Raw genomic sequence first — 20,001 nt, 5'->3', positions numbered from 1 at the left:
CAAATCGATGGGCAAGCGCATGGAAGTGCGCGCATTGTAGGTCGGCAGCGCAGCGGCGTGCGTGGAATGGCTAACGAGTCTCTTCCTGGCAGGCGGTCCGGCCCTCGCCCTCAGCCTCGCCAGCGTCCTTCTCCCGGCGCACCAGATCACGGACGGCCGCCACCCGGGCCGCGTGGACTTCAGCCGGAATGCGCGTCTTGTCCGCCAGACGGCGGGCGATAGCCCCCGCATCGACGCCGCGCACCGCTGCCAACGCCGCAAGCAGGCGCTCCCGCTGGGGGTAGGGGCGCGCTTCGTAGGTGGTCCGCCCCCGGTAGTCGCAGGCGCAGGCATCGAGCAGGGCGGCGAAACGTTCAGGCCGGCGCAGGCCGTCGCAGCGCTCGATGAGCTTGACCAGCGTCTCGGCACGCAGCGCCAGGCCCTGGTGCACGACGCCGTGCTCACGGGCCATCATCAGCGCCAGATCGCGGCAGTCGACGGGGCACTTGAGGCGCAGGCAGACATCCCGCGCCAGGCTCTCGCTGGCTGCCTCGTGGCCGTAATGATGGGGCAGGGTCTCGGCCGGCGTGACGCCCTTCCCCAGATCGTGAACCAGGCAGGCCAGGCGCCCCGGCAGGGCCAGACCGTCGGCAGCAGCCCGGTCGAGCACCAGCAGCAGGTGCACACCGGTGTCCACTTCCGGATGATATTCCGGCGGTTGCGGCACACCGAACAACCGGTCCACCTCGGGCAACAGGCGCGCCAGCGCGCCGCAGTCGCGCAGCACTTCAATCATCCGCGACGGCTGCGCCTCCATCAGGCCGCGGGCAATCTCCTGCCAGACCCGTTCCGGCACCAGCGCATCCACCTCACCGGCAGCCACCATGCCACGCATCAGCGCGAGGGTTTCCGGCGCCACCGTGAAATCGGCAAACCGGGCCGCAAACCGCGCCAGCCGCAGGATGCGGACTGGATCCTCGGCAAAAGCCGGGCTGACATGGCGAAACACCCGGGCCTGCAGATCGCGGCAACCGCCGTGGGGATCCACCAGCACGCCGTCGGCGCCGCGCGCAATGGCGTTGATGGTCAGATCCCGCCGGGCCAGGTCTTCCTCCAGCGTGACGTCCGCCGCGGTATGGAAGACGAAGCCGGCGTAGCCGGGCGCAGTCTTGCGCTCGGTTCGCGCCAGCGCGTACTCCTCGTGGCTGCGGGGATGGAGGAAGACCGGGAAATCCTTGCCGACCGGCGTATAGCCCTGGGCCAGCAGGGCTTCGGGGGTGGCGCCGACCACCACCCAGTCCCGGTCCTTGACCGGCAGGCCGAGCAGTTCGTCGCGGATGGCGCCGCCGACACAGTAGATTTTCATGGGCGATGGAGCTGGAAGGCGTCGTAACGCCCGCGCTTGTTGATGGAGCCCAGGTAACACGGGGCAATCGTCTCGAGGGCCGTCGGACGGCGGCCCCATGGCTGGGCCGGGCCGTTGACGACATTCGGCACGCGCATCGAGCGCACGTTGTCGCGGCTCATCAGCGGGCCGGGCAGGCATTCGAGCAGCGCCGCCTGGAGCAGCGCCAGCCCCTCCGGCAACGGGATCACCGGACGCGGATGCCCCGTCAGGGTGCCGACGTACTCGACGAGGGCCTTCAGGCTGTACTGCCACGGGCCGGCCATGTCGAAAGTCTGGCCGACGGCATCCGGGCGTTCGAGGGCCTCGGCCACCACCGCCGCCACGTCGCCCACGTACACCGGCTGGAAACGCGCCTTCGCCCCGCCGAGGGGCAGCACCGGGAAACGCTTGAGCAGGCCAGCAAAGAGATTCAGAAAACGGTCACCGGGTCCGAAGATCACCGACGGCCGCAGGATGGTCCAGCCCACCTCGGGCGCAGCAGCGCGGATTGCGGCCTCACCGGCGGCCTTCGAGCGGAGGTATCCGGACGGCCCGTCCGCCGCAGCCCCCAAGGCGCTGATGTGCACGATGCGCTGCACGCGGGCCTCCCGAGCAGCCGTCACGATGTGTTCGGGAAGCGCCACGTGGGCGCGGGCGAAGTCGGGACCGTAGGGACTGCCGGAACGGGAATGCAGCACCCCGACCAGGTTCACCACTGCATCCACACCGGTCATCAGCACGGCCAGCGACGCGGGGTCCGTAACGTCGGCCTCGACCAGTTCGACGGTCGGCAGGGGCAGGAGGTGACGCGCCCGCTCGCGGCGGCGCGTGGGAACCAGCAGAGTCTTGCCGGCAGCGGCCAGACGGGCGGCGATGGCGGTACCGACGAAGCCGCTACCGCCGATGAGAAGGACTGTGCGGATGGACATGATGGCGATTCCCGATCGAAGCAGGTGTTCTACAGATCGCGCCGCCGCGGAAGAATTCCCGCGGCGCCGTTCATTCCAGCCCGGCCCCCGGTGCGGCGCTGCCCAGATCGCTGCCACCGCGGCCATCGCTGGCTGGAATGGTGCCCAGGCGGCCCTTTAGGGACGGAGCCCGCCCTTCGAGCAGGGCGGAATAGATGACGCTGTTGGCCATCACCTTCTTCACGTAATCGCGGGTCTCGTTGAAGGGGATGGTTTCGGCATACACCGCGCCTTCGAGGGGCTTGCTGTCCTTCCACTTCTTCGCGCGGCCCGGACCGGCGTTGTAGGCGGCGGACGCCAGCACCGGATGGTTGTCGAGACCGGCCAGCACCATGCGCATGTAGGTGGTGCCGAGCATCACATTGGTATCCGGGTCCTGCAGCCAGCCGACGTTGAAGCCCTTCATGCCGAGCTTGCCGGCGACCCACTGGCCGGTGGCCGGCATGATCTGCATCAGCCCCTGGGCACCGACGCCGGAGCGGGCGGCGGTGACGAAGCGGCTCTCCTGGCGCATCAGGCCATAGACCCAGCCGGTGTCCAGGTCGCGGCTCTTCGCGTTGGGCTCGATGCGGTCGCGAAAAGGCGCCAGGTAGCGCAGGCTGTAGTCGTGCTCGTTGCGGGTCCGGTCCGCGGCGTTGATGGCCCGGTCGTAGATGCCGAGCTGCTGGGCCAGCTGGGCCGCGGCGAGCAGGAAGCGGTCGTCCTTGTTGCGCAGGGTCCAGTTCCACTCACGGGTGCCTTCGGTGCGCAGGTCCAGGCGGAACAGCGCGATGGCCCGCTGCAGGCCCGGCGTCTGGCGCGCCAGCTCGGCCTCGTCGACGCTGGTGGCGCGGGCCTTGGCGGGCAGCGTGAAGGTCTGGCCGAGTTCTTCGCCGGCCAGGATGCTGTAGAAGGTCGGATGGCCGGCGATGCGCGCGAATTCCTTGCGGGCGGCCTCCCGGTTGCCGAGGGCCTGCTGGGCCCGGCCGAGCCAGTAACTCCAGTCCGGCTGCTCGCGTAGCCCCGGCGGCATGGATTCGACGGCACTGCGCACCGCGCGCCAGTCCCCCGCCCGCAAAGCCGCACGTACCCGCCAGGCGGCCTGCTCGTCGGACATCGGGGTATCCCCGGCCGCCTTGTACCAGACGTGGGCCTCCGGCAGCAGACGCACCGCCGCCTGCCAGGCGATCTGGCCAATGGCGTAACTGCGTTCGGCGCCCGACAGGCGTTCGTCGATGCGCGCAGAGCGCACGTAAGCAGCTTGCGGATCGTCACGGGCGATACGGGCGAGCGCAATCAGCGCCAGTTCGCGCCCCTGACGGGACGCCGAAAAATTGATCGGCTGACGGTCGAAATAGGTGGCCGGATTGGTACTGGCCCTTTCCAGGTCCGACGGACCGGGTTGCTGATCAACCGGCAGCCAGCTCGCCACCGCGCGAGCGCCGGCAAGACGCTTGGCCTCCATCAGGCGGCGGATGCGGAACCACATCTCGTCCGGGCCGACCAGGGCCTCGCGGACCAGTGTCTGCAGCACCGGGACGCAGCTCTCGGGCGTATCCACCAACGAGAACCACAGCGGACGGGCCTCGTCCAGCGCCGCCCGGTCGCCATTCTGCAGGCGGGCCTGGAACTGGTAGCACTTCAGGTCCTGCTCCGGCTGCTCCATGTTCGGGAACTCAGCCGCCAACTGGGCCCAATCGCCTCGCTTGCCGAGGTTGCGCAGCCATTCGCCGCGCAGTTTCTCGGCCACCCAGCTGCCGGCATGGCGCTGCAGGAAATCCTGGATACGCGGTGCATCCGGCTCAACGGAACGAGCCAGCTGATTGGATAACGCCCAGTATTCGGGATAGGGATCGAGGACGTGCCCCGTGGGAGGCGCAAGCTGGACCAGACGATTGCGGTCGCCGCTGCGCGCGGCATCCCTGGCCAGCAGGATTCGCTCGTCGCCGGGATCGCCACCTGCCGGCAAGGCCATCCACAACACTGCCGCCAGCACGGCCCACACGCTATTCTTCATTACTTTTACGTCCTGCATCGATGCCGTCGGAGAATAGCACAGTGAATCACACCCTCCCCCGCCCCGGCGCGGATTCGGACACGGCAATTGCCGCAGCGCGACAAAATTTAAGAAAAACCCGCATCGCCGCGCGGGAAGCACTGCCGGCGACCGACCGCGCGCGCCTCACGGCACGCATTGAGGATCACCTGGACGCCTTGCTTGACCAGCTCGCGCCAACGACGGTCGCCTTTTGCTGGCCATGGCGCGGCGAGGTGGACCTGGTGCCATGGGCGCACCGCTGGCTGGCTGCCGACGCAAACCGGCAAATCGCGTTGCCGGTGGTCCGGACTCCCTGTGCACCGATGATCTTCCTGCACTGGCATCCGGAAGTCCCCATGGAAACGGATCACCACGGCATCCCGGTACCCTCCGGCACTGAAATCCTGCAGCCGGAGCTGATCCTGGTTCCTCTCAACGCCTTCGATGCGGCGGGATACCGGCTCGGCTACGGCGGCGGCTACTTCGACCGCACCCTGGCGGCCCTGCAGCCGGCCCCCCTGTGCGTCGGCATCGCCTTCGAACTGGCACGGGTGGACAGTACCTTTCCCCAGCCCCACGACCAGCCGATGGACTGGATCGTCACCGAGGCCGGTGCAGCACCGGCCGTCAGCGGCTGACCGGCCGCACGCCCGGCAAGGGGCTGGCGAGGATCGCCGAGCGGATCACATCGATGGCGCCGCTACGCGGGTAGGTGACCCGCCAGGCTAGGGCAACCCGACGGAAGGGCTCCGGCGCCACAAAGGGACGCACGTTGAGCAGGGCATTGCCGTCCGGCAGCGGATCGGCGGCGCTGCTCGGCAACACCGTGATGCCGGCACCGGTGGCCACCATATGGCGGATGGTCTCCAGAGAACTGCCTTCCAGCGTGCGCTGCAGACCTTCGCCGCTACGGCACATCGGGCACACCTCCAGCACCTGGTCACGGAAGCAGTTGCCGGCGCCCAGCAGCAGCAGCGGCGCCTCGGCCAGGCTGGACGCGGCAATGGCCTCTTCCTTCTCCCAGGCATGGCCGGCCGGCATCAGCACCCGGAAGGGTTCGTCATAGACCGCCTGGGTGACGATGCCGGGTTCCTCGAACGGGAGGGCCACGACGATCACGTCCAGGTCACCGCGCTTGAGGGACTCCGCCAGGCGGGCCGTGTAGTTCTCCTGGATCAGCAGCGGCATCGACGGCGCCGCCGCATGCACACGCGGAATCAGATGGGGCAGCAGATAGGGCCCGATGGTGTAGATCACGCCGACCTTAAGCGGACCGGACAGCGGGTCGCGGCCGGCGGTGGCGAGCTCCTTGATCTGGCCGGCCTCGAGCAGCACCTTCTCGGCCTGGGCGACGATGCGGGCACCGATGTCGGTGATCTTCACGTCAGCCGCACTACGCTCGAAGAGCGTGACGGCCAGCTCATCCTCGAGCTTCTTGATGGCCACCGACAGGGTCGGCTGGCTGACATTGCAGCGTTCGGCGGCATGCCCGAAATGACGCTCGCGGGCCAGCGCAACGAGATAACGGAGATCGGTTAACGTCATAGGGCATACCCGCAATGCGATAGAGATTAACTATACAACGCCCTGGCCAAAAAGCAGCCCCCGCGTATCCGTTCCGACGCAGGCACCCCCTCTTGCAGTCTGCCCAATCAACCCCACTTTTGTAAGCGTTTGTTGTCGCAGGGAACACGACGTCGCGCCCCGACGTCCATAGGTCCGGATAAAAATTACAGGAGTTACGCATGAAAACTGCCGTGGTTCGTTCCAGTCTCGTCTTTTCCGCCATCGTCCTGGCCCTGACGGGCTGCCTGCAGGAGGGCGGCGCGATTTCCCCTTCCCATGCAGTCAGCACGCCACCGGCGGTTGCGCCGGCCACGCCTTCCGCGGTCAGCGCCAACCGTTATGGCCTGCCAGACTTCTCGGGACTGGTCGAACAGGTCGGGCCGGCAGTCGTCAATATCAGCGTCACCCAGAAAGTGGCCCGTGGCGGCGGCGCTACCTCCGGCGACGACCCCTTCGCCGATGACCCCTTCTATGACTTCCTGCGCCGCTTCGGCGTACCGGTCCCCGGCATGCCGGGCAATGGTGGCGGACGCGGCGGCCGGGCACCCGAGCAGATCCAGCAGGGCGTCGGCTCCGGCTTCATCGTCAGCGCCGACGGCTATGTGCTGACCAACGCCCACGTGGTGGATGGCGCCACCGAAGTCACCGTCAAACTCACCGACAAGCGCGACTTCAAGGCCAAGGTGGTCGGCTCCGACAAACGCACCGACGTGGCGCTGCTGAAGATCGATGCCAGCGGCCTGCCCTTCGTGAAGACCGGCGACGCCGAGCACAGCAAGGTCGGCGAGTGGGTCATCGCGATGGGCTCGCCCTTCGGCTTCGAAAACACCGTGACCGCCGGCATCATCAGCGCCAAGGCACGCCGCCTGCCGGACGAAAACTACGTGCCTTTCATCCAGACCGATGTGGCGATCAATCCTGGCAACTCGGGCGGCCCACTGTTCAACCTGGCCGGCGAGGTGATCGGCATCAACTCGCAGATCTACTCCCGCTCAGGCGGCTTCATGGGAATCTCCTTCGCGATTCCGATCGACGTGGCGCTGAAGGTCAAGGACCAGTTGCAGAAGTACGGCAAGGTGTCCCGCGGCCGCCTCGGCGTGGCCATCCAGGGCCTCGACGCCGATCTGGCCCAGAACTTCGGCCTCGACAAGCCGGCCGGCGCGCTGGTCGCCAACGTCGAAACCGGCTCGCCGGCCGAGAAGGCCGGCCTGCAGCCGGGCGACGTGGTATTGAGCGTCAATGGCCAGAAGGTGGACAGCTCCGCCGACCTGCCGCGCATCATCGGTGAACAGAAACCGGGCTCGGTGGTGCGCCTGTCGATCTGGCGCGACCGCAAGGCCCGTGAAGTGAATGTCACCCTTGGAGAGCAGGTCGCCGAACGCAACCTCGCAGCCACGCCCGACCGCAAGGCCGAAGGCTCCAGCAGCAAGCTGGGGCTCACCGGCCGTGCGCTGACCGGCCAGGAAGCCTCTCGTCTCGGCGTGCCCGGCGGTGTGCTGGTCGAAGGTGCCAATGGCCCGGCGGCCAAGGCCGGGCTGCAGGCCGGCGACGTGATCCTCGGCATCAACAACCAGCCGATCACCAGTGTCGAGCAGTTCCGCAAGCTTCTCGACGCCGCCGGCAACCGCTTCGCACTGCTGGTCCAGCGCGGCAACAGCCGGATCTTCGTGGCGGTGCGCCTGTCCTGAACTGCGCCATCCGGCCCGCGGCACCCGGGTACCCGGGCCGGGCGCAGTGCACGTACCCAGTGCTCACAATGAGCTAATTCATTCGATCGCTGCGCAATGATTCGCATCGAAGCAGGGACGAGGCCGATATAATCGGGAGATTGGGGGTCAGCTTGATCTGAGGGAAGCCCCCGTTTCCACCAAAATAAAAATCGCTCGATGTCCTTGCTGACAATTCGGCGGGCCCTGCCTGCCGCGCTTGCCGGTGTACTCTGTGCCCCCGCGCTCCATGCCCAGGAACCACACCGGGACAGCAGCGCAGAATCTCCTTTTTTCGAAGAGCTCCCTACGGTCCTGTCGGCATCCCGTCTGCCCCAGGTACTCAACGAAGCGCCCGGCGCGGTGACCATCCTCGACCGCGAATTCATCCGCGCGACCGGCTACCGGGACGTGGCGCGCATCCTGCGCCTCGTCCCCGGCATGCAGGTCGGCCAGGAGCGTGGCCACTCCCAATGGGTCACCTATCACGGCCTGGGCAGCGACTACCCGACTGAAATCCAGGTCCTCATCGACGGCCGCTCCGTATACGCGCCGAGCTCCTTCGGTGGCGTCGACTGGTCGGCCCTGCCCCTCACCGTGCAGGAAATCGAACGCATCGAGGTCGTCCGCGGCACCAACTCCAATGCCTACGGCGCCAATGCCTTCCTGGGCGTGATCAACATCATCACGCGCCATAGCCACCAGGACCACGGCGCCTCGGGCCAGATCAATGCGGGTACCCAGGGCATTGCCGATGCGCAAGCCAGCTGGACGGGCGGCGGTGACGGCCTCGGCGTACGCCTGTCGGCGGCACAGCTCCTCGACAACGGCTTCAGCGGACTGAACGATTCCCGCCGCAGCCAGGTAATCAGCCTGCGCAGCGACTACCGCATCAACGCACAGGATGAAATCACCCTGCGTGCCGGCTACACCCACGCCACCCGCGCGCTCGGCTACCCCGACACACTGTTCGGCAACAACGCCCTGCGCCCCACCGACACGGAGAGCGCCACGGCCCACTTCACCTGGCGCCGCACGCTCAACGCCGACGAAGAGTGGCTGGTCAGCTTCTATCGCAACCACGAAGCCAGTACCGATGCATGGTTCGCCTCGGCCCCACCGCTCTACCCAGCCGTTCCCCTCAACCGCAATCGCAGCAGCGATCGCACCAACGGAGAGATCCAGCACCGCTTCGCCCTGTCGCCCCAGGCCCGCATGGTGTGGGGCGTGGAGGCACGCCGGGACGAAACCGAGGCCTCCTTCCTGTTCGGCGGGCAGAAGCCACCGGTGTTCGATCTGTACCGGGCCTTCTCCAATCTGGACTGGCATCTCACACCGGACTGGCAGCTCAACCTGGGGGGGCTCCTCGAAAAGAACGGTAGCCTGGCAGCACAGTTCATCCCGCGGGCCTTCGTCAATTGGCAGGCCAGTCCCCGCGACACCTTCCGGGCCGGCTACGCCCGCGCCTGGCAGCAGCGCAACCTGTTCGATCTGTACGGCGACGTGCGCGCCTACGATCCCAAGTCCGGCGTGTTGCTGTCGTGGCCCTATGTATCGAACCCGAACCTGCGCACGCCGCGCGTGGATACCCTCGAGATCGGCTACCTGGGCCGCTTCCCATCCCTCGACGCGACGCTCGACGTACGCATCTTCAACGAGCGCATCAGCGATTTCGTGGTCCGCCAGACGGTGCCGTCGCCGACGGGGCCGCTGCCCCTGCCGCTGCCGAGTTCCCAGTTCGTTAACGTGGACTTCCCGGTGGAACTACGCGGTATCGAATACCAGCTGCGAACCAAACCCTGGACCGGCGGTGAAGTGCTGTTCAGCCACACGCTGATCGACCGGCGGGTGAAGGACCGGGCCACCGCCGAACGTACATCACCCTATTCCGCCACCCTGACCTGGCTACAGGACTACGGCAATGGCTGGAAAAGCACGGCCAGCCTGCTGCGCATGGGCCCGCTGGCGGGCGGCTATGGCTACGTACCGGGCTATGACTACGTCTCGCGACCCTACACCACCCTCGACCTGCGCGTGGCACGCAGTTTCCGCATGGATGGCCGGCTGGTGGAAGTGGCATTGAACGGCGTCAACCTGGGCTCTTCCCACCAGGAGATAAGCGACCGGTCGGAACAGTTCCTGCATCCCGACCGGCCGGTAAACCCCACGTCCAGCATGGTATGGCTGTCCGTCGCCGTCGATCTTTGAACGCCCGGTGCCTCAGGGCTGCGGAGCACCGTCGACCGTTTTGCGGATGAACACGGCGCGGCCCACGTCCACCACCCACACCAGCCCGTCGCCGGTCTGGCCCGTACTGGCAACCTGCACGATCTGATCGACGAGGGCATCCACCAGTTCATCCGGCGCGATGATCTCGACCCTCACCTTATCGCTGAAATCCGTCAGTTCGTCCTTGATGCTGTGCGGCACGTGACGCACGGTGGCCCCGCAACCCACCGCCTTGCTGATGGTCATTCCCGGGAATTGCGGCATGGCCCGCAACGCTTCGCGCAGACGCGGCAGCTTTTGCGGGCGGATGACGGCTCGTATTTCCTTCATGATGTCTCCTTCGTTCTGCAGCGGGCCGCCGCCCAGGGCGGCCCTTTCAAATCGTGATCAGGCTTCGTAGGGCGTGTCGTCGAACCACTTGTAGAGGGTCGGCAGCACCACCAGGGTCAGCAGCGTCGAGGTGATCAGGCCACCAATCACCACGATGGCCAGCGGACGCTGCACCTCCGAGCCCGGGCCAGTAGCGAACAGGAAGGGCACCAGCGCCAGCAGGGCCACCGTCGCGGTCATCATCACCGGCCGGAAACGCAGCGTCGCCCCCTTCACCACCGCCTCGGCCAGCGGCACGCCCTCGGTGCGCAGGCTACGGATGTAGCTCACCAGCACCACCCCGTTGAGCACCGCGATCCCCCACAGGGCGATGAAGCCCACCGAGGCCGGCACCGACAGGTATTCACCGGTCACCAGGAGGCCGATCACCCCGCCGACGCTGGCAAAGGGCAGCACCAGAATGATCAGGCTAGCCAGCTTGAGGGAGCCGAACAGCAGGAACAGCAGGAAAAAGATCGCCCCGACGGTCACCGGAATGATGATCGTCAGGTGGCCCATGGCCCGCTCCAGGTTCTGGAACTGGCCGCCCCACTCCAGGTAATAGCCTTCCTTAAGCTTGACCTTGGCATCCACCGCCTTCTGCAGCTCGGCGACGAAGCCACCCAGATCCCGGTCCTTCACGTTCACACCAACCACAATGCGGCGCTTGGCGAGCTCGCGGGAGATCTGCGCCGGACCGTCGGCGACACGGATCGTCGCCAGGTTCTCCAGCGCCACCTGGGCGCCGCCCGGCGTGCTGAGCAGGATGTCGCCGATCTTCTCGACGTTGTCGCGGAAGCTCTCCGGTAGGCGCACCACCGACGCAAAGCGCCGCTCGCCCTCATACACCTCGGTCGCCTGCTTGCCACCGATGGCCGCCTCGATGGTGTCGTTCACGTCCGACACGTTGAGGCCATGGCGGGCGATGGCCTGGCGGTCGATCTCGATGGACAGATACTGCTGGCCGGTGACCCGCTCGACACGGATGTCCTCGGAACCGGTGATGCCGCCGGCCACGCGGGCGATCTCCTCGGCCTTCTGCTTCAGCTCGTCCAGGTCGTCGCCGAAGACCTTGATCGCCACGTCGGAACGCACGCCGGTGACCATCTCGTCCACCCGGTCGGAGATCGGCTGGGCCATCACCACCTGCACGCCGGGCAGGGCCTTCAGCTTTTCGCGCATTGCCGCGGCGATGTCGTCCTGGGTCCACCCGGCCGGCCACTCATCGCGGGGCTTGAGGCTGACGATCGGGGTCGACTCGTTCTGGCCCTGCGGGTCCGCCGGCGATTCACCGCGGCCGACGCCGGAGATGGCCGACTTGACGCCCGGCACCTGCATCACCAGACGCATGCCCTCCATCTCCATCTTGATGGACTCATCCAGCGAGATGTTCGGCACCCGGTTGATGCCCGGCACCACCGACCCCTCCTTCATCTCGGGGATGAAAGCGGTACCGAGGAAAGGGAACATGCCTAGCGTGACCACCAGCAGGACCACCCCGCCGGTGACGGTCTTGCGGCTGTTGGCCACCGCCCAGTGGAGCATTTTCAGATAGGGCGCCTTGATCTTGGCGATCAGCCAGGTGTCGTGCTCGGCACCGCCCTTCAGCAGGTAGGACGACAGCACCGGTGTGAGGGTCAGGGACAGGAACAGGGACACTGCCAGCGCAATCGCGATGGTATAGGCCAGCGGCGCGAACATCTTGCCCTCCATACCCTGCAGGGTCATCAGCGGCAGGAACACCAGGATGATGATGCTGACCCCGAAGATCACCGGCGTGGACACCTCGCGCACCGCGTCGAAGATGATGCGCACCTTGCTTTCGCCCCTGTCGGTCGCGTGGCCGAGGCGCGCGAAGGCGTTTTCCACCACCACCACCGAACCATCCACCATCAGGCCGATGGCAATCGCCAGGCCGCCGAGGGACATCAGGTTGGCCGAGATGCCGTAATGGTTCATCGCCAGGAAGGTGAGCAGCGGCGTCAGCACCAGCGTCGCCACCACGATCAGGCTCGAACGCACGTCGCCGAGGAACAGGAACAGCACCACCACCACCAGCGCAATGCCCTCCAGCAACACCTTGATGACGGTGTAGAGCGCCGCATCCACCAGCTCGGAACGATCGTAGTAGGGCACGATCTGCAGGCCGTCGGGCAGCATGCCCTTCTCGTTGATCTCGGCCACGCGCGCCTTGATGCGGCTGACCACCTCCTTGGCGTTACCACCACGCAGCATCATCACCACGCCGCCCACCGACTCGGTGACGCCGTTCTTCACCACCGCGCCCTGGCGCACCTCGTGGCCGAAGGTCACTTCCGCCACGTCGCGCACATACACCGGCGTGCCGCCGACCTCCTTCAGCACGATGGCGCCGATGTCGGACAAGCTCTTCACCAAGCCGACGCCGCGGATCAGGTACTGCTCGGCGTACTGGGGCAGCACGCCGCCACCAGAGTTGGCATTGTTGCGGGCCACCGCTTCGTACACGTCGCGCACGGTGATCTGGTAATGGCGCAGGCGGTCGGGATTGACCAGCACCTGGTACTGGCGCGCATAGCCGCCCTGGGAGTTGATCTCGGCCACGCCCGGAATCGAGCGCAGCAGCGGACGCACGACCCAGTCCTGGGCGATGCGCCTCTCGGTCAGCTCCTTCTCGGTCAGCTCACGGTTGCCATCGTCCGGATGATCGAGGGTGTACTGGTACACCTCGCCGAGGCCGGTGGACACCGGGCCGAGCACCGGCACCACGCCCTCCGGCATCCGGCTGCCCACTTCAAGCAGGCGCTCCATCACCAGCTGGCGGGCGAAATACACATCGGTCGCGTCGGTGAACACCAGGGTGATCAGCGACAGGCCGGGTTTGTTGAGAGAGCGCATTTCTTCCAGACCGGGCAGGCCGGTCATGGCGATCTCCAGCGGCACGGTGACGAAACGCTCCACTTCCTCGGGGGAACGCCCCTTGGCTTCGGTGGCGATCTGCACCTGCACATTGGTCACGTCGGGGAAGGCATCCACCGATAATTTGCGCGCCGCGTTGAGGCCGAAGGCGAGCAGCACCACGGCCACCACCACCACCACCAGACGCTGGCGGAGCGCAGCACGGACAAGGGATTCGATCATGGTCCGTCCTTACTCCAGCTCTTTGCGCTTACGCTCGTTGTTCAGGTGGAAAGCCCCCGACACGAGAATCCGCTGCTCGGCCTTGAGGCCCGACAGCACTGCGCGGCGGCCGTCCATGTCGGGGCCGAGGCGCACCGGGGTCAGGCGGAACTGCTGCGGCCCGACCTCGACGAAGACATTATCCGCGTCACCGTCACGCACCACCGCCTGGGCCGGCACCACTACCCGCTCCACCGGCGCAGCCTGGATCAGCATCGTCGCCAGCATCGCCGGCTTGAGCTGGCGGGAGGCGTTATCCACCACGCTGCGCACGGCGATCGTGCGGGTTTCCGGATTGACCGTGTCGGCCACGTAGATCAGCTTGCCGGTCAGCCGCGTGCCGAGGGCCGGCACCTCGATGTCCACCGCCTGGCCGGCCTTGACCAGCGCGGCCTGCTGCTCCGGCACCTCGGCGGTCACCCACACGCGGGACAGGTCGGCCACCACGAAGAGTGCGTCGGCGGGCTGCACCACCTGGCCCTGGGCCACCGGCCGCTCGACCACCACGCCGGCCATCGTCGACGCCACCGAGGTTACCGAGTTGATGCTGCCCGAACTGCCCAGCTTGTTGATGGCGGCGGACGACATGCCGAGCACGCGCAGCTGGTCGGCAGCGCCGCGCTGCTCGGCGGAGGCGATCGCCAGTTCGCTCTCGCGACGCTGCAGCTCGGCCTTGCCGATCACGTCGGCGGCGAACAGCTGGCGCGCCCGCTCCACGCTACGCGCCTGCAGGTCGGCCTGGGCACGGGCTTTCAGATAGGTCAGCTGGGCGGCGCTCAGCTCGGTACTGTTGATCGTCGCCAGCGTGTCGCCGACCTTCACCTGCTGACCCAGCTGGGCCTGAATGTCGATGACGCGGCCGGTCACCGTTGCGCCGATGCGGGTCACGCGCTGAGAGTCGAAATCCACCTTGCCGGCCACCCGCAGGGTATCGGCGATGGGGCTCTGCCCCGCCGGCGTCACCTTCAGCTCGGCACCGAAACCAGCCGGCACCTTGACGAGGGCGGCGTCGGGCGTCGCCACCTTGATTTCGGTCCCACTGCCTTCCGCGAGGGCCGCCGTGCCATTGGCATCAGCCGCCGGTTTGTCGGTGGTTTGCGCCGCATCCTTGCTGCAGGCGGACAGGACGAGGGTAGCCATCAGCATGGCCAGGGTAATCGGTCGAAGCTTCATGGGGACAATCCGGTTCATTGGGCAGCGCGCAGGCGCTCGATTTCGATGACAGCCAGCTGCAGTTCGTAGCGGGCGGCGATAAGTTCATTGCGGGCGGCACGGAAGACCCGCTGGGCATCCAGGTAGTCGAGGATGCCGCGTTCGCCGAAGCGGTAGGCGGCCTCGGCCACCTTCAGCGCGGCCTCGGCCTCGCGGATGATCCCGTTCTCGAGGGCATTCACCTGGGTACGGGCAATCTCGTACTGGCGATAGGCGCCTTCCAGCGCCTGGGTCAGGGCCAGCTCCTGGCCGGCCTGCTCGCTGCGGCTGCGGGTCAGCAAAGCACCCGCCTCGGCCACCGGGCCCTGACGGCGATCCCACAGCGGCACGCTGAGGATCACGCCCAGGCGGCTGTCGCGAAGCTCGCTGTCTCGCTCTTCCGTCACCTTGACGGCCAGCTCCGGATGCCTGCGCAGACGCTCCAGTTCGAGCTGGCGCTCGGCGCGCTTGACCTCGGCCTGGCTGCGCGCCAGTTCCGGGTTGCGGGCCAGCACCTCGGCCCGCAGGCTGTCGAGCGGCGGCACCACCGGGCTGGTCGCCAGCGAGCCCTCCACCGCGAACTCGGCCGGCAATGCCGGACTGACCAGCGCCCGCAGGCCCGCCCGCGCCTGGGACACCCTCAGCGCGGCACCTTCGGCCGACTTCTGCGCATTGAGCAGTTCGGTGTCCGCCTTGATCAGTTCATAGCGCGGCGCCTCGCCGGTCTGCACGCGCACCGCCACGCGGGAGCGGATCTGCTCGGCGAGGCCCAGGTCCTCCCTGGCCGCGCGCAATTCCGCCTCGCGACGCAGGAGTTCGTAGAAACGTTGGTCGAGACGGGCCAGCAGATCATTCTCGAAACTGCGGCGCTCGGCCTCGCGGGCGCTCAGCGCAAAACCGGCGGCATCGATGCGGGCTTCCCGCTGCCAGGGGTTGTCGACGCGCTGGGTAACTTCGAGGCTCTGCACCGTCCCGGTCGTGGCACCGGGCACCCTGGCGCGGGTACGGCCGGCGAGAAACTCTACCTCCGGGTTGGGATAAGCCCCGGCACTGATCACCTGCGCCCGTCCGGCCTCGACGGACGCCCGGGCCGCGGCGAGGGAAGGATGCGCGGCCCGCGCGGCGTCGCGCAGGGCTTGCAGGGAATAGGTAGAGGCACCGTCGGCGACGGCATGGGCGGCAACCAGCAAAAGGGCGGCCGCCAGAAAAGACTTCCTGAACATGCGAATTCTTCAGCACCCAAGGGGCGCTGCTCTCGTTTTGTTATGCGAAAACGGACAGGCGACACAAGGCCCGTCGGGAACAAGACGTGAAGGCGCAGCCGGCCCTTGCGGGCTGGCCGTTCAGGAGTGCCTGGGAGGCGGTGCCGCGGGCTGCGGCAGGACGGAGTGCCACACCGGCGGAACGGCTTCCGGGCGGACTTCCATCAGATGAAGATTGGGGAGCGGGACACCATTGGAGAGCGCAGGGCAATCCTGCGGATCGGCGCCGTGCAAATCGAGGACCTCGGGATCGGCCTGCACCTGGAACTGCTCTGCGCTCTGCATGCAATCGGCCAGGTCCTCCGCCGCATCGATGCAATCGTCGGCAAAGGCTGCCCCTGCCCAGATGAGCACGAGACAGGCCAGCACGAGGGAGAGACCGCGACGAATGAGATGCATTGCATGAATCCAGACAGGGTCACACTACTGGAGTTCCCGCTGCAGTGCAAAAAAAACCATTACAAACTCCGGCGTCGGGCATCGGACGGGGTGTCTATAATTGCGCTTTTGCTTCTCCCACCCCCACCATGTTGCGTCGTTTCATCCTCATCCTGCTGCTGATTCCCACCCTCGCCTTCGCCCAGATGGTGCCGCCGACTGTCGCCGCACGGGCCTGGCTGCTCCTCGACGTAGGCTCCGGTCAGGTACTTACCGCCGAGAAACCCGACGAGCGCATCGAGCCGGCATCGCTGACCAAGCTGATGACCGCCTACCTCACCTTCGCGGCGATCAAGAACAAGACCATCACCCTCGACCAGGTCGTGCCCGTCTCCGAAAAGGCCTGGAAGATCAGCGGCTCCAAGATGTTCATCGAGCCCAACATGCCGGTCACCGTCAAGGAGCTGATCCACGGCATGATCATCCAGTCCGGAAACGACGCCTGCATCGCGCTGGCCGAAGCCATCGCCGGCTCCGAAGAGAACTTCGTGCAGCTGATGAACAAGGAAGCCACCCGCCTCGGCCTGAAGAACACCCACTTCGAGAACTCCACCGGCCTGCCCGCCCCGACCCACCTGGCCTCGGTGCGCGACCTGGCCGCCCTGGCCACCGCGATCATCCGCGACTTCCCGGACTTCTACCCGATCTATTCCATCAAGGAATACACCTACAACAAGATCCGCCAGCCCAACCGCAACCGCCTGCTCTACCTCGACCCCACCGTCGACGGCGTCAAGACCGGCCACACCGAAAGCGCCGGCTACTGCCTGATCTCCTCCGCCAAGCGCAACGACCGTCGCCTGATCTCGGTGGTGGTCGGCGCCACCAGCGACAGCGTGCGTGCCCAGGAATCCCAGAAGCTGCTCAACTGGGGCTATCTGGCCTTCGACTCCGCCAAGGTCTATTCCGCCAACCAGGCCGTCAGCGAGTTCCGCGTCTGGAAGGGCGCCGAGAACACCGTCAAGGTCGGCGTGCTGAGCGATCTGGTACTGTCCCTCCCCAAGGGTGATGCGCAGAAGCTGAAGACCGATATCGTCACCCCGCCGGACCTGATCGCTCCGCTCACCAAGGGCCAGAAGATCGCCAGCGTGCAGCTGTCGGTGGATGGCAAGACCATCGGCGAATACCCGCTGGTCGCCCTCAGCGAGGTACCGGAGGCCGGCTGGTTCGGCCGCCTGTGGGACGCCCTCCGCCTGTGGTTCAAGAATTTGTAAGCGAGAAACCGGATGACTGAAGAACGCACCACCCTGCTCGAATTCCCCTGCGAATTCCCGATCAAGATCATGGGCGCACGGGTGGACGGCTTCGCCCAGGCGGTGCTGGAAGTGGTAACGGTGCACGCACCGGATTTCGACGGCGCCTCGATGGAGATGCGCCCGTCGGCCAAGGGCAACTACCTGTCCATCACCTGTACCGTCAACGCCACCTCCCAGGCCCAGCTCGACGATCTCTACCGGGCGCTGACCGCCCACCCGCTGGTCAAGGTCGTGCTGTGATCGTCCGCCACCTGGGCCTGGTGCCCTACGAGCCCACCTGGCGGGCCATGCAGGAATTCACCGCCAGCCGCAACGAGACCACCCCGGACGAGTTGTGGCTGGTCCAGCACCCACCGGTGTATACCCTCGGCCAGGCCGGCAAGCCCGAACACCTGCTGCACGCCACCGAAATCCCGCTGGTCAAGATCGACCGCGGCGGCCAGATCACCTACCACGGCCCCGGCCAGGTGGTCGCCTACCTGCTGCTCGACCTGCACCGCCGCCACCTCAAGGTGCGCGAAATGGTGAACCTGCTCGAACAGGCCATCATCGACTGCATCGCCGACTACGGCCTCGTCGCCGAACGCAAGGACGGCGCCCCCGGCGTGTATATCGCCGGCGAGAAGGTCGCCGCCCTCGGCCTGCGCGTGCGCAACGGCTGCAGTTATCACGGCCTTTCCCTTAACGTCGACATGGATTTAACCCCGTTTACGTGGATCAACCCTTGCGGCTATAGTGGGCTCAAGACAATACAACTCAAGGACTTCGGCGTGACTGAAGGCCCCGACGAAGTCGCCGAACGGCTTCTCGGCCACCTCCAGCGGCATTTTCCCGAAGTACCGCCCACCGCCTTACCAAAGGATTAGATTCAATGGATTCCGAGAGCCGCAAGCAACGCGGCGCCGAAAAAACCGCCCGTATCCCCATCAAGATCGTTCCCGCCGAACGCCTCAAGAAGCCCGACTGGATCCGCATCAAGCTCGGCGCAGGCGTCGAAGCCGAACGCTTCAACGAGATCAAGGACACCCTGCGCGAGCACAAGCTGCACACCGTCTGCGAAGAAGCCTCCTGCCCCAACATCCACGAATGCTTCGGCAAGGGCACGGCCACCTTCATGATCATGGGTGACATCTGCACCCGCCGCTGCCCTTTCTGCGACGTCGGCCACGGCCGCCCCGAGCCGCTGGACGCCAACGAGCCGGCCAACCTGGCCAAGACCATCGCCGCAATGCGCCTCAACTACGTGGTGATCACCAGCGTAGACCGGGACGACCTGCGCGACGGCGGAGCCCAGCACTTCGTCGAATGCATCCGCGCCACCCGCGAAGCCAGCCCCAAGACCACCATCGAAGTGCTGGTGCCCGACTTCCGCGGCCGCATGGACGTGGCCCTGGACATCTTCGACCAGTCCACGCCGGACGTCATGAACCACAACCTGGAAACCGTGCCGCGCCTCTACAAGCAGGCCCGCCCGGGTGCCGACTACGCCTACTCCCTGGAATTGCTCAAGCAGTTCAAGGCCCGCCACCCGGAGGTCAACACCAAATCCGGCCTGATGGTCGGCCTCGGCGAAACCGACGAGGAAATCCTCGAAGTGATGCGCGACATGCGCGCCCACAACGTGGACATGCTCACCATCGGCCAATACCTCCAGCCCTCCGGCGGCCACCTGCCCGTGCTGCGCTACGTCCATCCCGACACCTTCAAGATGTTCGAGACCGAAGCGCTGAAGATGGGCTTCAAGAACGCCGCCTGCGGCCCGATGGTCCGGTCGAGTTACTGGGCGGATCAGCAGGCGCATGGAGCCGGCGTGGTGTAACCAAGCCGCTTACGGGTTTGTAGCACTCATACGGCAAGGGCCGGCCTGCATAGCGCAGCCGGCCCTTGTTTCATTTCGGGCTTCTTCATTTGGCTGCTGCGGTGTTCCCTCCGCCGGCGCTGAATCACTCCAACCGGTCTCCCGACACGGCACCAGGCGCCGGCGCGATCAGACCTGCACCGTGCACAGCCCGGTCGGTGGGGCGCAGGCGGATGGAGTTCACCACGGCGTCGAACAATTCGACAGCCTCCTGCTCGGAGATCGTCGGGCGCACATCCTTGTCTTTCCCCCGTCCGGTACTTAACTGCACGACGATGACGGGTTTGAAAGGATCATTCAATTCATAACGGGATTCCCACCGGAACTTATGAACCTTATACCCCGCATCCGTCGGCAGCATGTTCAGGGACTCCTCTCCCTTTATCGGCCCGACATCATGAACTCCACGGCGCAGAGTCTTGATTTGCCCCATCAAGGACATGAAGATTTCAGGGACTTTTGCGCTCCCTAGACGCATCCCCTTACACACAACTCTCCAGCCTGTATGCTTCATGCCAAATAATTGACGAGGCTGGCTAATGAGTTGGGCGAGAGACGAGTTCGGGACGATACAGCTGGGCGATCGGCGGTTGAACAAGCGAGCGGTTCTGCTGGC

The 20,001-nt window shown here is 66.3% G+C and carries 18 protein-coding genes; 8 read left to right on the top strand and 10 right to left on the bottom strand.

What is annotated here, in order from left to right:
* Nucleotides 1-70 precede the first annotated feature (70 nt).
* From B4920_RS11035 to B4920_RS11025, 3 genes are all read right to left on the bottom strand, one after another.
* The gene (locus B4920_RS11035) at nucleotides 71-1,345 is read right to left on the bottom strand and encodes a multifunctional CCA addition/repair protein (protein ID WP_079434741.1); all 1,275 of its coding nucleotides are present in this window, start codon (nucleotides 1,343-1,345) and stop codon (nucleotides 71-73) included.
* Entirely contained in the window at nucleotides 1,342-2,295 is a 954-nt protein-coding gene (locus B4920_RS11030) for a complex I NDUFA9 subunit family protein (RefSeq protein WP_079434740.1), read from the bottom strand. Before B4920_RS11030 ends, B4920_RS11035 begins: the two co-directional genes overlap by 4 nt.
* 70 nt (nucleotides 2,296-2,365) lie before the next feature.
* The gene (locus B4920_RS11025; protein ID WP_079434739.1) at nucleotides 2,366-4,330 is read right to left on the bottom strand and encodes a lytic transglycosylase domain-containing protein; all 1,965 of its coding nucleotides are present in this window, start codon (nucleotides 4,328-4,330) and stop codon (nucleotides 2,366-2,368) included.
* Nucleotides 4,331-4,371: 41 nt separating this feature from the next.
* Here B4920_RS11025 and B4920_RS11020 point away from each other — a divergent pair, with 41 nt between their 5' ends.
* Nucleotides 4,372-4,989 (top strand): 5-formyltetrahydrofolate cyclo-ligase, encoded by a 618-nt coding sequence (locus tag B4920_RS11020; protein WP_254050907.1) that lies wholly within the window; start codon nucleotides 4,372-4,374, stop codon nucleotides 4,987-4,989.
* On the opposite strand, the gene B4920_RS11015 is transcribed toward B4920_RS11020, so the two are convergent.
* On the bottom strand, nucleotides 4,979-5,896 hold the full coding sequence (locus B4920_RS11015; protein ID WP_079434737.1) for a hydrogen peroxide-inducible genes activator: 918 nt from the start codon (nucleotides 5,894-5,896) through the stop codon (nucleotides 4,979-4,981). The two genes, B4920_RS11020 and B4920_RS11015, sit on opposite strands and share 11 nt — an antisense overlap.
* Nucleotides 5,897-6,096: 200 nt before the next feature.
* On the opposite strand from B4920_RS11015, the gene B4920_RS11010 reads away from it, so the two are divergent.
* Both B4920_RS11010 and B4920_RS11005 read left to right on the top strand, forming a co-directional pair.
* Nucleotides 6,097-7,605 carry a DegQ family serine endoprotease gene (locus B4920_RS11010; protein WP_079434736.1) on the top strand — a complete coding sequence of 503 codons (1,509 nt, stop codon included), beginning with the start codon at nucleotides 6,097-6,099 and terminating at the stop codon, nucleotides 7,603-7,605.
* Between the two features lie 198 nt (nucleotides 7,606-7,803).
* Nucleotides 7,804-9,831 (top strand): TonB-dependent siderophore receptor, encoded by a 2,028-nt coding sequence (locus tag B4920_RS11005; RefSeq protein WP_079434735.1) that lies wholly within the window; start codon nucleotides 7,804-7,806, stop codon nucleotides 9,829-9,831.
* A 12-nt stretch (nucleotides 9,832-9,843) separates the two neighbouring features.
* On the opposite strand, the gene B4920_RS11000 is transcribed toward B4920_RS11005, so the two are convergent.
* The 5 genes from B4920_RS11000 to B4920_RS10980 all read right to left on the bottom strand — a co-directional run bounded on the left by B4920_RS11000 (nucleotide 9,844) and on the right by B4920_RS10980 (nucleotide 16,232).
* Nucleotides 9,844-10,182, bottom strand: coding sequence for a P-II family nitrogen regulator (locus B4920_RS11000; protein ID WP_079434734.1), 339 nt, complete (start codon nucleotides 10,180-10,182; stop codon nucleotides 9,844-9,846).
* Between the two features lie 57 nt (nucleotides 10,183-10,239).
* Complete coding sequence (locus B4920_RS10995) at nucleotides 10,240-13,341, bottom strand: efflux RND transporter permease subunit (RefSeq protein WP_079434733.1); 3,102 nt, start codon at nucleotides 13,339-13,341, stop codon at nucleotides 10,240-10,242.
* A 9-nt stretch (nucleotides 13,342-13,350) separates the two neighbouring features.
* Nucleotides 13,351-14,553, bottom strand: a complete 1,203-nt coding sequence (locus B4920_RS10990) for an efflux RND transporter periplasmic adaptor subunit (protein ID WP_079434732.1) — start codon at nucleotides 14,551-14,553, stop codon at nucleotides 13,351-13,353.
* A gap of 14 nt (nucleotides 14,554-14,567) precedes the next feature.
* A complete protein-coding gene (locus tag B4920_RS10985) occupies nucleotides 14,568-15,794 on the bottom strand; it encodes a TolC family protein (protein WP_079434731.1) in 1,227 nt (408 codons plus the stop codon).
* Between the two features lie 120 nt (nucleotides 15,795-15,914).
* A complete protein-coding gene (locus B4920_RS10980) occupies nucleotides 15,915-16,232 on the bottom strand; it encodes a hypothetical protein (RefSeq protein WP_079434730.1) in 318 nt (105 codons plus the stop codon).
* Between the two features lie 128 nt (nucleotides 16,233-16,360).
* Between B4920_RS10980 and B4920_RS10975 the strand changes: the two genes are divergently transcribed.
* From B4920_RS10975 to lipA, 4 genes are read left to right on the top strand one after another with little or no spacing between them, the layout of a single operon-like run.
* Nucleotides 16,361-17,485, top strand: coding sequence for a D-alanyl-D-alanine carboxypeptidase family protein (locus B4920_RS10975; protein ID WP_079434729.1), 1,125 nt, complete (start codon nucleotides 16,361-16,363; stop codon nucleotides 17,483-17,485).
* Nucleotides 17,486-17,497: 12 nt separating this feature from the next.
* Nucleotides 17,498-17,767 (top strand): YbeD family protein, encoded by a 270-nt coding sequence (locus B4920_RS10970; protein WP_079434728.1) that lies wholly within the window; start codon nucleotides 17,498-17,500, stop codon nucleotides 17,765-17,767.
* On the top strand, nucleotides 17,764-18,393 hold the full coding sequence (gene lipB / locus B4920_RS10965; protein WP_079434727.1) for a lipoyl(octanoyl) transferase LipB: 630 nt from the start codon (nucleotides 17,764-17,766) through the stop codon (nucleotides 18,391-18,393). Before B4920_RS10970 ends, lipB begins: the two co-directional genes overlap by 4 nt.
* A 5-nt stretch (nucleotides 18,394-18,398) precedes the next feature.
* Nucleotides 18,399-19,346 (top strand): lipoyl synthase, encoded by a 948-nt coding sequence (lipA, locus tag B4920_RS10960; protein ID WP_079434726.1) that lies wholly within the window; start codon nucleotides 18,399-18,401, stop codon nucleotides 19,344-19,346.
* A 124-nt stretch (nucleotides 19,347-19,470) separates the two neighbouring features.
* On the opposite strand, the gene B4920_RS10955 is transcribed toward lipA, so the two are convergent.
* Complete coding sequence (locus B4920_RS10955) at nucleotides 19,471-19,818, bottom strand: T6SS immunity protein Tli4 family protein (protein WP_368664719.1); 348 nt, start codon at nucleotides 19,816-19,818, stop codon at nucleotides 19,471-19,473.
* Nucleotides 19,819-19,924: 106 nt separating this feature from the next.
* On the opposite strand from B4920_RS10955, the gene B4920_RS30950 reads away from it, so the two are divergent.
* The coding region (locus B4920_RS30950) for a transposase DNA-binding-containing protein (protein WP_139379456.1) at nucleotides 19,925-20,001 on the top strand (77 nt) is incomplete at its 3' end.

Source organism: Zoogloea sp. LCSB751 (genome assembly GCF_002028455.1).
Classification (GTDB): domain Bacteria; phylum Pseudomonadota; class Gammaproteobacteria; order Burkholderiales; family Rhodocyclaceae; genus Zoogloea.
The sequence above is the reverse complement of the archived record's forward strand: the minus strand, read 5'-3'. Positions and strand labels throughout refer to the sequence as shown.